This window comes from Psittacicella hinzii, assembly GCF_003585935.1.
Classification (GTDB): Bacteria; Pseudomonadota; Gammaproteobacteria; order Enterobacterales; family Psittacicellaceae; genus Psittacicella; species Psittacicella hinzii.
The window spans coordinates 17,709-32,675 of record NZ_NRJG01000031.1 but is presented as its reverse complement, the minus strand read 5'-3'; the positions used below and the strand labels follow the sequence as shown (position 1 = coordinate 32,675).

The window sequence follows — 14,967 nt, the reverse complement described above, 5'->3', positions numbered from 1 at the left end:
AGGTTTTACTTATCAATAAATTTTTATAAAAGCACCCCTCTGTCTTTAGGTTCTTTCCGGTCAGATCGGTCGTTCGCGCGGCAATCTGCCTGGAGATCTGACTTCAAACGAGTGGGGTATGTGGCAAAAATTGCTAATTTGTTGTCGTAAACACGGAATTCTGCATTTTTTTGCATATTTTTGTCAAATTTTTGTCCAAAAACGTCATTTTTGGTTCAATTTTTTCATCAAATTTTTTTCATTTTAGGTTATCTGGAAAATTAAATTTTACACCTTTTTTAGGTCTAGAAAATTATTGATAAATAAAACCTATCAATGATAAAAACTTCTCAATTTTTTATAAAAAATTATTGATAAGTTTTACCTATCAATGGCGAAAATAGGCATACACGAATGAGTAACTAGAAGAGACAGTAAATAATGCAAAATAAGGATGAGCCAACTAGTAAAATCGAACAAAATACAGGCGTAAGGACGAAGATACAGGATCATCTACCAACTATTAACTGTCAAACTGTTGCTAATGCCTTAAATGTAGACCATCGTACAGTAAAAAGTAACTTGAAAAAGGTAGCTAATGTAGATGTTAAGAATAATGCTTTCGAGCTACAAGCACTGCTAGAGTGGTTTCTAGAATACTGTAAGACTTTCGATGGAAGAAAAACTATAAATAAGGCTAAACGTAATAGCCTTGACGATCCTTTTGTCGATGAGAATACCGGCATGGATCTGTCCTTATATGGGGAAGTACACCGCCGAGATCCTGCTTATTTCAAGACTGTACAGGATAGTGCTTTGACCTATGTTAAGTTACAGATTCTCATGAAAGAGCTGATTAATGCCGATGATGTGTCACGATTAATATTTAATCTATTAAGTGAGATTGCAATCCAATTAGGAGCAATACCGCAATTAATGAAAGAAGCTGGTTTTTCATCAAAAGTAGTAGATCGTGTAGATGAGCATATGCATGACGTTAACCTAGGACTTTACCTTAAATTAAAGGAGTTCGCCGAGAAAATCCGCCTAGTAGAGGGTGAGAAGATCAGCGTAGAAAGTACAGTTCGCGGTCGTGGCTTAAGTATATATGCAACTGCTCCGTATGAAGTAATTAAACCTGACACTGATGAGGAAGAAGATGGGGAAGACTAAACACCTAGATGAAATAGATCTGGAGCAACTAGATGTACTCACTCCTTTCGATCAGATTGAACTAGAAGAAGAGCGGGCTGAAAAGCGCCTTGACAAACAAGCAAAAGAGTTCCTTGTCGCTCAACCTAAGAAGATTGACAAATCTTTCAACTTAAATACCTATATCCCGCTCACTAGTTTATACGATATTTTCAGTGCTGCCATTGAGGTAATGAAACCACCGCCACGTGAGCCTGTAAGTGCCACTTTGTCGCGAATTTTACGTATACCGGATAAGAGTTCATCATCAAAACCTTTCCAAATTGATGGTAGGGTTAGTTATATGCGCGAACCTGTGGATTTATTAAACAGTCGTCAGTATAACGGCATTATTTTTATGGGTTGTGCCCGATCTGGGAAAACGCAAGCATTGGTTAACGGCTTTGCTTCTTATGCAATGTATACAAGCCGCGATATTATGGTCGTGCAAATGAACGGAGAAAAAGCTCTAGAATGGGCAAAAAAAGAGTTTCACCCCACTGTAAATAGTAGTCCGGATTTAAAATGTTTGCTTACTGGTAAAGATACTGACACGAACTTACAGCAAATTAAAACGCGCCAAGGCAGCTGGGTACTTATCCGTGCTCCAACGGTATCAGCGGCAGCTAGTACGACCGTGCAATATGTGGTATTAACTGATAGCGATCGTATGCAACTGGATATTGATGGCGAGGGTTCTCCTTGGAAGCTATTTTATACCCGTATTACGACCTACGGCTTTGATGGTATGGCGGTTATAGAGAGCTCTCCAGGTTATGCAGTAATTAACTCTGAACAGCGTCTTGATCCACACGATTGTCATGCTTGTCCAGGCATAGCGTCCGAGTATTTAACTGGGGACAAACGTTGTTATTATTTTCAATGCATGGATTGCAAAGAATACTTTTGGGCTACTCCTAATACTATTTATTGGGATCAAAGTTTAGAGACAATTAAAGACCGAGCGCAAAGTGCAAGGGTAAAATGCCCGCATTGTAAGCATTTGCATACTGAGCATGACCGTATTAATAGTTTAATTCCGAACGGCGTATGGTTAAAACAGGGTGAAACTATTGATAAAAACGGCGTTATTAGCGGACAAGCACTTGATAGTAAGTTCGCAAGTTTCTGGCTAAGAGCTCCAGCTTGTGGCTTTATTACGCTTGAGGAAATTGTTTTCCGTTACTTGCAAGCAGAAGAAGTTTTAGAGAAAACAGGTGATGAAAACCCGCTAAAAGTAGTGGTGAATACTGTGTTCGGAGACCCGTTTGTAAGTAGACGTAACCAAGACGCGGTAGCTATTGTTGAAGCAAAAGAAGATACTCCATCAGATTTTGCTTTAGGTATTGCACCAGAGAATACAGTATTGTGTATAGCTTGCGTTGACGTACAGAATGGTGAGAAATCTCACTTTGTGGTGCAAATATTTGCAGTGACACAAGACAAGAAAATACACGTAGTAGATCGTTACAGTATTAAAGATTGGCGTGGTGAACGAGTAGACGCAGGGGTACGTGGGAGTAATCAGTGGGAAGCGATAGAACACGAGGTAATGAATTATCAACTTCAGATAGATAAACACCCAGAAATCTACCTAAAACCGCATATTACGCTATGCGATAGTGGAGGTGAGGGGGCTACTACTGAAAATGCTTATACTTTTTACAAGAGACAAGTAGCCAAAGGTAACGGTCATAAGTTGTTTCTGGTAAAAGGGGTTAGTGCTTTAAGTGGTAAGGTAGCTGAATATGCAATTGGACGAGACGCACGTAGTAAATCGTACCAACGAAGAGTACCACTTTTTAAAATCATCGCTTCTTACTTCAAAGACGTATTTTTAACACGCTTGCAACGACCTGCTGAAGATGAATTAAGCATTTCTTTCAACAGTGGCTTGCCTAAAAGCTTATTTAACGAGCTAAAAGCCGAGGAAAGAAATGAGAAAGGACGTTATGTTAAAAAAGCCGCTCATTTGCATAACGAAGCCTTAGATTTGTGCACCTATGCAACTGCGTATATAGACTTTTTCCAAGTGCCAGCCTTGCTAGATAAGGAAGTACCACCTGATTGGTTAAAACTTGCTTATAAGGGCAATACTAATAGCTATTTTACGAAAAATAATACTTCAGCAAAAGCTAATACTACTGATGAAACTAAAGAGAAAAGCGGTAAGGCACAGGTAAAAGTTATAAAAGCTAAGCGTAAAACTAGTTTTTCATTATTAAAGAGCAGGATTTAGATGACTACAGAGACAGAATTAGAGGCTCAACCGGAAGTTGACTTTGAATTACGACGGCAGCAAACGTTAATTGAGTTTTACCAGACAGCTCATGATAGTCTTGCAGATCGAGTGCGTGAATTAGTTAAAGAGTATCAGGCTAGTAAGCCAGAGAAAGTAGCTTTCCTTTTAAATCTGTTTGCTGTATACGATCAAACTACTAAAAGCTTAACTGATCGTTTATCAAACGGCAACGTTCATAGTATGAGCGAGGAAGGAAGTAGCTTAGAGTTTACTGGTGTTGAGGGACTTCAGCGAGCGTATGAAACTGCCTATTCTAATTTAGCTAAGCAAATGGACGTAGTAAGCGGTAAGCAAGCTATGCTCAATCGTGGGCGTTTCATCTCAATAACGAAAACTAGGTATTTCCGGTAAGGAAGGTAGATGGGATTTTTTGATTTCTTTAAGCCTAAAGTAAAAGAGGTGAAACAATCTAAAGGTAAACAAGTGACGGATACGAGCCAAGTAACCGCGAGATTGCTTAATTACGCCCGTGGTTATGGACGATACGTTTTGAACTTGCATAAAGCAATCCAACGTACTGATTATTACTCTCCGTCATTTGATTACCAAGATATTAACGTTACGCTAAGTCAAGAGGGACTTGCTTTAATGCAAATCTCTAGGGATTTAGCAGCAAATAATCCAATTGCGCGTTCAATTCTTCATCAATTCCGAGGAATGCTGGTAGGTAAGAATGGCTATGGCGTGCAACCTATTCCATTAAAAGATTACCAAACTGTAGATAAGGAATTAGGGGTTCTCCTAGATTACGAGTTTGCCAAGTTTTGCGAGCAACCAGTATTAAACAACCGTAATCTTAATTTTACTGCGTTTCTAAATTACGTAGTGGAATGTTGGCTTCGAGATGGTGATTGTTTTATCCAGATTATCAGAGATTTCCGCAAGAAAGAGATGAAGCTTAAATTGTGGACAGCGGATCGATTACCGTATAACTCTATTGCTATCGGGAGTAAAGCCCCTATTGAACTAGATGATTATGGTACACCCTTATATTTTAACTTCGTCGTGGACACTGATATCTTTCATAATGCCCATACGATCCGAGTGCCAGCCCAAGATATTATCCAATTGGCTGAGCGAAGAGAACCTAACCAATTACGTGGCGTACCTGTGTATGCTAGCGTTGTTCCCGCATTAGCACAGCTAGAGAATTATCGCTATAACGAGCTCATGAACAGTAGTATCGGAGCGCAAATTCTAGGAGAACTATCGCAACGTGACGCAATTACCAGCGATGAAGACGCCGAGATTGCAATGCATACGTTAGGTGAGGCAATTAGTTACTTTAAAGTGCCAACAGGCTACGAATATAAAGTATATTCCGGTCAAAACCGTACCAATCCGAATTACGACGCCTTTTATAAAGCGCAAATACGAACTATTGCTAGCGGCGTGGGTTTAGATGCTGAAAGTATCTCTAACCATTTTGAAAGTTCATATTCTGCGGCACGACAATCGATGATCTACGCAAGTGCACGCACTGCGGATAAGATGAACTTATTAGTTAACGCTAACAAGCTACTTTATAAAGCTTTCGTTGACTTTTTCTTCCTAATCCACCCAGAGCTTAACAAGGAAGATTATTTAGATCCGTATAACGTAACTATTACTACTCCACAAATGAAAAGTATTAATCCGGTTGACGACGCAAATGCTACAGTTACCCTTATCAAAAACGGCATTATTACCCGTCAACAAGCAGCTAATGAGCAAGGTTTTGATGTTTATGAGAACTTAAACTATATTGCAAGTGAGCGCGATTATATGCTTGACAATGGCTTAGAAGATTTATTTAGCGTACAGTACGATATGAATAAAATCCCTAGTGAAGCAGCTAATAGTAATGAGAGTGACGATCAAGAGCAGATTGAGGTAGATGATGAGCAGTCAACGAGATAATTTAGCACTTGTCGGGGTTGTCGGTGTCGATTTTACAGCATTGGAAGTAAAAGAATACCTTAATACCTTAGACGACAATACACAAGATATTACTGTGTTTTTGTCAAGTCCTGGAGGCTTTGCTGATGAGGGCTTTGCGATTAGGGATTTGTTTAATCAGCATGCTGGAAAAGTGACCGTAAAAGTAGGGCTTGAAGCCTCAAGTATTGCTAGCGTTATCGCCTTAGCGGCTGATGAGTTAGTTATGAGCCCTACAGCTAAAATTATTATCCATAGTTGTAATATCAACGTTAGCAATTTAGCAGCTGAAAATACGGTTCTCACAGCTATCGGCATGAAAGAATACGCTGACTTGATGGCAAATATGAATAAACGTATTATTAGCGCTTACAAGGAAGCTGTACAAGCTAAAAACGTACCTAATCCGGAAGTAGTAGTAAAACTATTAACCGAAAACGTTAACGATGGTTGCGATCATCCTTATACTGCCGATGAGTTGTTAGATTTAGGGCTTTGTGACACTATCCAGTCGTCCAAAGGTATCTATCAGAACGTAGTATTAACCAAAGACGTTAGCGCTACGCCAGAGCTAGTTCAACTAGCACACGCAAATGCTGTAGCTTTATACAATCGTGCGGAAATGCGAGCAATTTGTGCTTTGTACAAAGACCTAAAAGAAGCTACTAAATATGAAGCCATACAGCAACTTAAACTTAGTAATGTGGTTGAGAATATGAAGAAAGAAGACCAAAAAGAAAAAGAAAAGGAAAGAGAAAAAGAGCAAGCTGTAGATAATACAGATGACGAAAAAGAGGATAAAAAAGCTACAAAAAACTCTTCCAAAGACACCGAAGAAAAAGAAACCTCTACCGACGACGAAGACGATGAGGAGCTAAAAGATCAGGAAGATGTCGAGGAAGAAGACGAAGAAGACGAAGAAGACGAGAAAAAAGACAAAACTCAAGCAGCTTTACGAGTGCGTAAGGCATTAATTGCTGAACGTAAGCGTGTGGCGGATCTAACGGCATTATTTGCAAAATATAAAGGTAGTATTGGCGATAAAAAACTTACTGCGCTACGCGAGAAATGTATTGCTAATGACATAACGTTGGATCAGGCTAAGGTTAAAATCCTTGACTTGTTAGACAATAACGAAAAAACCAAGATTGAGAAAAGCGAGATTTCATTAGCCAATAAGGGATATAAGAGCATGGTAAAACCTGTTGAATTGCTGCAAGCATTTTTAACCAAAGAATTTGTAAACCGCAGTGGATTAAGAGCACAAGTCTTAGAAGCAAGTAGATGTATTCCGAGCTTTGATAAAGACGTGGAAACACGTATTACTGAAGCGCGTAGAGATAATAAATCATTAGAAGCTGTAGTTACTAATTTACTTGAGAACGCTGGCTATGATATTTCACGAGGAAATGGCTTAGCAGCATTATCTACGTCAGACTTTGAGCAAGTTACGCAATATATGCTTAACTTAATGGTTGCTGCTGGTCGTACCTATGTACTTGACAATGTTTTCCGAGTAGTTAGCCCGCGTAGTGTTGCCTCTTTTGATGAAACGAAGATTTACTGGAATGATACTCCGGTAGGCGTATTCCCGCAAGTTGCCGAGGGTGCTGATACTCCGATGATGAGCGGTAAATTAAAAGACGCAACGGTTAAATTACTGCACTACAAACAAGGGGTAAACTTCACTTTTGAATCACTCAACAAAGGTACGGTAAACCTTTACTTACAACAGCTTGAAAACTTAGCTAATAACGCTACTAATACCTTCCGTGAGGTTATCTTACGCACTATTATCGAGCAAGCGCATAAAGGTGGTAAGAAAATCGACGCTAGTGCGGACTATGCTGGTATTCTTGCGGTAGATGAAGCTTATGCTAACTTTAAAGACGTAAACGGTACACCGTATAACGTAAAACCAAAATATTTACTTGCACCTGCTCATTTACGTGTAACTGTGGATTCTTTATTATTTAACCAGTACAAACCAAGCCGTGAGGGTGAAGAGCGTAGTGGTTTCCACGATTACAACCCATTCTTTAACTACGTTGAGCCTATCTATGACGGTGGTTTACCTGCATTGACTAAAGCCTTAAATGGTGGAGAGAATGAACTATTCTTCATTCCAGAGGGATTAGTAGAACTATATACCTTTGGAAATGGCGTTACTGTTAATGCTGAAGTCGAAGTTGACGCAGAGAAAAACCGTAAAGTACGCACACGTTTAGATTTCGTTGTGTTTATCCCACGTCCTGAAGAGATCGTTTATCTTAAAGCTAACTAGGAGCACTTAAATTATGGCTAATAAAATTTTATTAGGTACGCAATTAAACTGGGTTGCCGAAAAAGCGGTAAGTAATGGACAATTGGTTGCAGCTGGTGAGTTTGTTGGAGTTGCAGAGACTGATGCAGTTAAAGGTGAAGTAGTAACCATTAACTTAAGCGGAGTTTACGAAGTGCCATGTAAAGACGGTGACTCTTTTACCTTAGGTGCTAAAGTTTACTTACAAAATAACGGTCAAGTAACTACTACTGAAACAGGTAACAAATACGCTGGACAAGTGTGGGCTATCCCACCAAAAACCGGCACAGGTCGTACTTTACTATTACTTCTTAAATAAACACCCCTAAATTTACACGTATAAGCCCCGTATAAGCGTTTTATTTGCGTGGCGGGGCAATTATATAGGTTAAGCAAAAAAATGGCTCTATTTGACGAATTAGCGCAAAATTGTAAATTCTACGAATTACGTGAGAAGTACTTCTGGCAAGATGTGCGTATTAACGGTGAATTAATCAAAGCTTGCGTACGTAGCAATAAGGACGTTCAGGGTGGACGCGGAGACTTTTTATCGTCAACACCAGTTACTGAAGGTCTTGTAGTAAAGACGTTATTGACTAATTTAGAGAATGCTGGCTTAACTTTAGAATATTTAGCTGATAGTAAAGAAGATGAGCTTATTTATACCATGCAATATGGTGCTACTGACGATGAATATTCTTTAACTGACTTTAAGTATATCCGTCCGAACGTATACTTATATTTTCAACGAGCGTAGTTATGAAGAACAAACTAATCGACAGTAAAGAGATTGAGGCAGCTAAAAATCTTATCGATAAACTGAAGACCAAAGTCTTTAGTAAAGAGGGTTTTCGTGAAACTGCGCAACTGCTAATCCCAATCACGGTAAACTTGTGGTCGTATCAAGTGAATAAGGTTTTGAGTAGTGGTTATAAGCGTACTTTACCTTTGACCTCTTCGCAAATCGATAAAAACGCTTGGGCACGCTTAAATGCCGCGTTAAAAAAACGATACTCTGATAAGGATTACGCAAGTAAATATAACCCATTTAGGGACGTTAGGTTCTCTTCTACAGGTATGACTTTGACTGGTAAGGTTGAAACAGTACGTAGATTATTCCGTAATGATAAGCGCGTAACTAAGATGACCTACCATAACTACAAAAATAAGAAAGGGGAAAATGATTTCCACCTACGTGTCACGATTAATTACCCGAGTTTAGGGGCTAAGACGTATATCGTAAACCGTGGTTTCCCAGCTATTCCTAAAGGCACGAAGTACCGGGATTGGTTTGCAAATCATGACAATAGTCAAAAGATTGCCAACGCTATGTATTTCTTCCAAGATAAACCTAAAGCATACGCTGGTAACTCTATTTACAAGAATAAAATGGCTATCCGTCCAGGTGTTTATCCTGCTGTGGTTGACGCTAGCGATATGGTAGCTAAAGCGTTTAGAATTTTCTCATATACAGTAAATAAGCGCAAACCTAAATATCGTCCATTAATAGCTAAAATTTTAACGGATAGAATTAAGGGTAAGAAATAGTGATCTTTTTATCTATTTTTGAAGAATATACTGAGTATATCTGTGATAAGTTTATCGAGAAATTGGGAGACAAAGGCGTATCTGTTAAATGTGCAAGTTCTACACGATTAGAACGTTTAACCGATCCTAAGCAAGCTCCTTATATCTTATCAACTAAAATTACTAATTTACAGCCACAGCTAAGTACAACTATTGGCACTATTGAGGAAATGAACCTAGAAGCTCTTTTTAAACTTGAGATTAGAAAGAAAGATGGTGACGTTAATTTACCTCTTTATTGTGAGTGCTTAGTTAATCTTTTACGCGAACCTATGAAAGTAACGGTTGAAAATGAAGATCTAATTAATCGTACTAAAGAGCTTTTAGGTCTTGATTTAACCGGAGCTACGTATAACGTTAAACTTGATCGTGTCTCTGTTTCAACTGAAGATAATACGAGTGCGTACGATCAACTAGTAGTAATAACACAGTACACAGTGAGCAAATATTAAGGACTAATCCATGGCAGTAAACTCTGTAAAAACAAAAACGGGTAATACGTATGACTTAACCAAAGCCTCACGTTTATACCTGCAAAAAGGGCTAGGTAACGAACAAGCTTTAGCGTCAGTAAACTACACTGATAAAAAGTTCATTCTTACCAATAACGTAACTACTGCTCTGTTAAAAGGTTCAGTAATTAAGGTAGAAAATGCTACTCCATCGCTGAATGGTTACTGGGTTGTGGAAGCTGTTGCTGCTAATCAAAAAGAGATTAAAATCGCAGATACACGCCAAAAAACCGAGTTTGAAAGCGATGACGGGCAAACTACTTTAACCCTAACAGGTGCAAAAATTAGAGTTGTAGAGTTCGCTGATTACATTGACTATGCAACCGAAATTAAAACTCCTGACGTTTCGTATAACGAAATCGAAGTTACCTCTACTACCGACCAATCACCACAAACAGTTCCGGGTCAACCAACGTATGGGGATATCACTTTAACAGTGTTTAATGCCCCAGATAAAGAGCAATTTAAACTTCTTGAGAAATACCGTTTAAACAAAGACGAGTTCGTATTAAGACACGTTATTAACGGTGCTATTGAATATTACTTTGGCACAGTAACCAAACTTAGTGGTGCAACCTTTGGTACTGAAAGTGAGGCTTTAAAACGTGAATACACAATTAAAGCTAACGACGCTGATATTACTTTAAACACAAAAGCATAAAAACAATAGGATACCTATAGCATGGCAGTATTAGATCTTTTCCAATTAGCTAAATCGCGAGAAATTAAAGAAGCAGAGCTTACGTTTAAGGGTGATACGATCCCAGTTAAATTCTTTAAACCGAGCTTAAATGACGTTCTCTCTTTCCAAGGGAAGATTAACAAAAATAGCACAGCATACACGGATGCAATGGCTGTTTTACTAGGCAATTGCGTATTAAGTGCTGACGGTGAGCCTATTGGCTATACCAACGCTTTGGATTTATTACAGAACCTAGATGTGCAATTAGCTAATGATCTCATTGCTGTTGTGCTACCAAGTAATGCGACTGACGAAGCAAATGGGCAAAAGAATTAAGCCCCGTCGATGTTCAGATTTGTGAACTAGCGATTCTATTACACAAAACCCCCGAAGAAGTGAGAAGAATGCCTATGGAGGATATACTTATGCTTAACTCCTATTGCTCTTCAAAACCTGTCGGGGGTGATTTTTTAGAATTTGCCTTTGCAAAACTGTTCCAACTACAGCATGTACAAACTTACGATACGCGTAAATATAAGTTCGATCTCAAAGAGTATTATCCATGGTTACAAAAAGATGATAGTAAACCTATCACAGCTGACACTAAAGTAGAGTTAGTTGACGAGTTCGATAAATTATTTATCCGTAACAAGCAAGTACACAATAAAGGGGCACAATCTAATGGCAACCTCTGATTTTAGTTTTAAGTTAAATTTAGACGCACAAAGTGCAATAACGCAAACTAATAACGCGATTAAATCCTTTCAAACTTTAGTTAATCAGGTTGAAGCTGTTGGTAATGCTACTACCTACTTAAAAAAGTTCGGTAAAGGTGTAACTGACGCTTCAAATGAATTTAAGAAGTTCGGGGCATTATCCGGTTCGCAAAAGAAAACTTTAGAGGGATTATCTACCTTTTCAGGTCAATTCTCACAACGGGTAGATACAATGACCAATTCTTTTGCGAAGTACACGACTGTGGTCGGACAAGGTGGTGACGTCACTAAAAGATTATCTACTTCATACTCTGATTTACACAAAAGTATTCTTTCAGTAAACGAAGTTTTAGGCGTACTAAGTACACTGCAAAAGAATGCTAAAAATGCAGCTAGTAAGATCGACGTCCCAATCTCTAAGGGTAATATCGCCAAAATCGAGAGTATTGGTAAGGCATTCTCCTCTGTAGAGCAATCAGCACCTGGATTTAAATCCGGTATAGCACAAGTAACTGCTGCTTTTAACAGTCTAACGCCAGTAGTAAAGAACGTTAGTAAAGAGCTACTAGATGTACTAAAAGTTTTCGCTCAAACTGGTTCTTTAAGTGCCAATATGGGCAAGATTGTGGGCAGTATCCTGAAAGCCCAGCAAGAATCAACTAAGCTTAATGGTGCGGCTAAGGATTTAACTGTTAACGTGGAAAAGCTTGGTCGAGCCATGGAAGACCTAGCAAGAAAAAGCTCTAAGGCTCTTGACGCAAATATTAGTTCAGTTAAATTAGAAACCCTAGGGCGTTCTTTTGCTGCAACAGCTAAATATGCTCCTACGTTTACCTCTCTCATGGGACGAGTAAATGGCTCATTTAAAGCCTTAGCACCTACGATTAAAACCGTACGAGCAGAATTAGATACTCTCATTAAGTATTTTAACCAAGCGGGTGCTTTAAGCACGAGTTTAGGACGTGTAATTAACGGTGTACTCAAAGCACAACAAGAAGCAGCTAAATTAAGTCGTGCTTCAAAAGAACTCTCTACTGCTAATGAGAAATTAAGCCGCACGCTAGAAGAACTAGCACGTAAAAGCAAGAAAGCAAGCGAGGAAACTGGGAAATTAGGCGAGGAAAGTCGTAAAGCTGGTAAGGAAGTTGAGAACACTAACCAAAGCTTAGAGCGAACTAATAGTATAACGGGTAGTTTAAGTGGGATGTTAGGACGCCTTGCTAGTATTTTCGCCATTAATTTTAGCTTTCAAACCGTAAAAGAAGCAGCTTTTTCGTACTCTGATTTAACTACCCAACTAACGCTTATCAAAGATCCAGCAGAGGATGCTACGGACTTGCTAAATGAGCTATTTGGAGTAGCTGAACAATCTAAACAACCTATTGAAGCTACCACTAATGCGTACGCTACACTGCGCAAATCAACCACTGATTTAGGCTTAAGTCAAAAAGAGCTAATATCTCTTACTACAACTATGACTAAAGCTATTGCTATCGGTGGTTCGTCCGCAGAAGCTACCAAGAACTCAATGGTGCAATTCTCTCAAGCCCTAAGTAAAGGTAAGCTAAGCGGTCAAGACTTTAACTCTGTAGCCGAACAAACGCCTGGTTTAGTTGACGCTATTGCCAAAGGTTTAGGCATGACGAGCGCTAAGTTAAAGCAGTATGCTAACGACGGTAATTTAACTACCGAAGATATTGTTCGCGCCTTACAAAACGCCGCACAAGTTACTGACGCTACCTATAACAAATTAGGCTTAAGTGTAACTGCTGCTTTAACTGACTTAAAAAATAAATTTACTAAATGGGTTGGTGAGCACGACCAGTTTTCGTCCAAGATTGCGCAAGGGATAAGTGTTTTAGCTAATAATTTTGATACCTTAGCAACTGTTGCTAAATACGCCCTTGTGGTTTTTGCTGGTTATAAAACGTTAAATTTAATGCAAACGCTTGGCGGTATGGCTGCAAGTGCAGAGCGGGTTAAAGCCGCATTTATGGCAGCAGCAACGCAAGCAAAACAGTTTAACCTAGCCTTAGCAAGACAAAAAGTGGCATCCATTGCGAGTGCTACGGCCAACCGTATTTTAACTGGTGCTATTGTGGCTGCTGGTGCTGCTTGGAAAGCCGTTGATATGATCTTCAAGAGCACGGTCGTAGGCTTAATAGTTTGGGGTATTGTGGAAGCTATCCAGTTCCTAGTAAAAGGGATAATGACAATCTGGGAAAAATGGAAAAGCTTAAACGGTGAAGTGCAAAAATTTGCTGCAGATACCACTAAATCCCTAGCAGAACAGCAACAAGCAGCTGAAAACTACGTTACTAAACAAAAAGCAGCGTTAAGAGAGTTGCAACGAGAGCGTGAGCGCTTAAGAAAAGATATCGACGCAGGTATGGCTTCAACCTATGGTTCGATGTATATGGCGCACGCCGATATGGCTGAAAAGCGTATAAGTGATATCGATAAAAAGATTAATGCAACTAAGAGTAATATCTCTGATGCTGAAAAGCAATTAAAGCAAATTAAGCAGCAACAAGCTGAAGAAAGTGCGGCAAAACCTAATATCCAATCTCCTGCTCAATCTGTGGCATTACCAAAAGTATCATCAGGTGGAGGTGGCGGTGTTGATAAGTTCAAGCAGAATATGCAAGAGCTTAAAAACAGCATTGAACAAGCTAGAGCTCAATACGAGTTATTGATTACTACCGGTCGTACGCAGTTCACGCATTTAGAGCAGGTAAACTTAAAGATCCAACAAGGAATTGAGGGTTACCGTAATCTTTCACAAGCGCAAATTGAAGCTTTACAACAACAGGCAGCACAATTAGACCAAATTACTGCGGCTACTGAAGCAGCTAAGCAAATCCAAGAGAATGACCAGACTATTGAGCGTTTACAACTAGAGCTTGAACTGCAATATGAAGACGCAGAAGTAAGAGAGCAAAAGCTATTACAGTACGAGCGTGAAGTATTGTTAAAAGAGCAGCTAATGGGACTGGACGAAGCTCAAGCCGAGCAATTACGCCGTAGTTACGAGCAAATGTGGGCTTTACAAGACCAAGCTAATCAGAAAAACCAAGGGCAAGTAAATCTACTTACTCAATGCATCCAGAGTGCAATGCCAACAATGAATAACTTTCGTCAAACAGTAGTAAGTGGATTTAACAGCGTTGCTGATGGCATTGCAAAAATGGTAGTAACTGGACAAGGTTCAATTAAGAAATTAATGAAATCTTTCCTCCAAAATATCGCGATTATGCTAGTTAAAGCGGCTTTAATGTTTGCACTTCTTGCCACAATGAACGCAATCGTACCGGGGTCCGGTACTGCAGTTGCTTCTATGATTAACTTAGGGGCTCAAGCGGCTGGTGTATTTGGCGGTGGTGGCGGTAAATCCGGAGGTGGCGGTGTCTCTGGTGGCTTTGGTATGTTCGGTTTCTCATCAGGTGGTTACACCGGTAATGTAGGCACTAATCAAGTGGCTGGTGTGGTACACGGTCAAGAGTACGTTCTTAACGCAGGTGCTACTGCAAAATACGGGGTTGATTTCTTAGATAAACTAAACAATCAGCAAGTAGATTTTGGCACAAAAGAAAGCGTGACTAACAGAACTGGAGGCTTGCAACAAGTAATCAATATTTACAATTATGCTGGTGCTGAAGTCTCTGCGCGTACTGGATCTGACGGATCGATCGACGTAATCATTGAAGAGAAAGTAAGAGCTGAAGTTACGGCGCAAATTGCCGAGTGGGAAGCTAATAAAGAAGATTAAAAAAAACATA

The 14,967-nt window shown here is 39.4% G+C and carries 13 protein-coding genes; all 13 read left to right on the top strand.

Going from position 1 to position 14,967, the window contains the following annotated elements; all coding sequences use genetic code 11:
* Positions 1 to 420: 420 nt before the first annotated feature.
* The 13 genes from CKF58_RS02190 (at position 421) to CKF58_RS02130 (ending at position 14,957) form a co-directional block, all read left to right on the top strand.
* Entirely contained in the window at positions 421 to 1,152 is a 732-nt protein-coding gene (locus CKF58_RS02190; RefSeq protein ID WP_119530400.1) for a hypothetical protein, read from the top strand.
* Complete coding sequence (locus CKF58_RS02185) at positions 1,139 to 3,409, top strand: terminase gpA endonuclease subunit (RefSeq protein ID WP_222987662.1); 2,271 nt, start codon at positions 1,139 to 1,141, stop codon at positions 3,407 to 3,409. The genes CKF58_RS02190 and CKF58_RS02185 overlap by 14 nt, the downstream gene beginning before the upstream one ends.
* The gene (locus CKF58_RS02180; protein ID WP_119530396.1) at positions 3,410 to 3,823 is read left to right on the top strand and encodes a hypothetical protein; all 414 of its coding nucleotides are present in this window, start codon (positions 3,410 to 3,412) and stop codon (positions 3,821 to 3,823) included.
* A 9-nt stretch (positions 3,824 to 3,832) separates the two neighbouring features.
* On the top strand, positions 3,833 to 5,371 hold the full coding sequence (locus CKF58_RS02175; protein WP_119530394.1) for a phage portal protein: 1,539 nt from the start codon (positions 3,833 to 3,835) through the stop codon (positions 5,369 to 5,371).
* Entirely contained in the window at positions 5,352 to 7,673 is a 2,322-nt protein-coding gene (locus CKF58_RS02170; RefSeq protein ID WP_222987661.1) for a Clp protease ClpP, read from the top strand. The genes CKF58_RS02175 and CKF58_RS02170 overlap by 20 nt, the downstream gene beginning before the upstream one ends.
* Before the next feature lie 13 nt (positions 7,674 to 7,686).
* Positions 7,687 to 8,010 carry a DUF2190 family protein gene (locus CKF58_RS02165; protein ID WP_119530390.1) on the top strand — a complete coding sequence of 108 codons (324 nt, stop codon included), beginning with the start codon at positions 7,687 to 7,689 and terminating at the stop codon, positions 8,008 to 8,010.
* A gap of 81 nt (positions 8,011 to 8,091) precedes the next feature.
* Positions 8,092 to 8,448 carry a hypothetical protein gene (locus CKF58_RS02160; RefSeq protein ID WP_119530388.1) on the top strand — a complete coding sequence of 119 codons (357 nt, stop codon included), beginning with the start codon at positions 8,092 to 8,094 and terminating at the stop codon, positions 8,446 to 8,448.
* A gap of 2 nt (positions 8,449 to 8,450) precedes the next feature.
* The gene (locus tag CKF58_RS02155; protein WP_119530386.1) at positions 8,451 to 9,239 is read left to right on the top strand and encodes a hypothetical protein; all 789 of its coding nucleotides are present in this window, start codon (positions 8,451 to 8,453) and stop codon (positions 9,237 to 9,239) included.
* Positions 9,239 to 9,730 carry a hypothetical protein gene (locus tag CKF58_RS02150; protein WP_119530384.1) on the top strand — a complete coding sequence of 164 codons (492 nt, stop codon included), beginning with the start codon at positions 9,239 to 9,241 and terminating at the stop codon, positions 9,728 to 9,730. The genes CKF58_RS02155 and CKF58_RS02150 overlap by 1 nt, the downstream gene beginning before the upstream one ends.
* 10 nt (positions 9,731 to 9,740) lie before the next feature.
* Positions 9,741 to 10,451 carry a hypothetical protein gene (locus CKF58_RS02145; RefSeq protein ID WP_119530382.1) on the top strand — a complete coding sequence of 237 codons (711 nt, stop codon included), beginning with the start codon at positions 9,741 to 9,743 and terminating at the stop codon, positions 10,449 to 10,451.
* A 21-nt stretch (positions 10,452 to 10,472) separates the two neighbouring features.
* On the top strand, positions 10,473 to 10,808 hold the full coding sequence (locus CKF58_RS02140) for a hypothetical protein (protein ID WP_119530380.1): 336 nt from the start codon (positions 10,473 to 10,475) through the stop codon (positions 10,806 to 10,808).
* An 89-nt stretch (positions 10,809 to 10,897) separates the two neighbouring features.
* Positions 10,898 to 11,167, top strand: a complete 270-nt coding sequence (locus CKF58_RS02135; protein WP_119530378.1) for a hypothetical protein — start codon at positions 10,898 to 10,900, stop codon at positions 11,165 to 11,167.
* A complete protein-coding gene (locus CKF58_RS02130; RefSeq protein WP_119530376.1) occupies positions 11,154 to 14,957 on the top strand; it encodes a tape measure protein in 3,804 nt (1,267 codons plus the stop codon). Before CKF58_RS02135 ends, CKF58_RS02130 begins: the two co-directional genes overlap by 14 nt.
* Positions 14,958 to 14,967 lie beyond the last annotated feature (10 nt).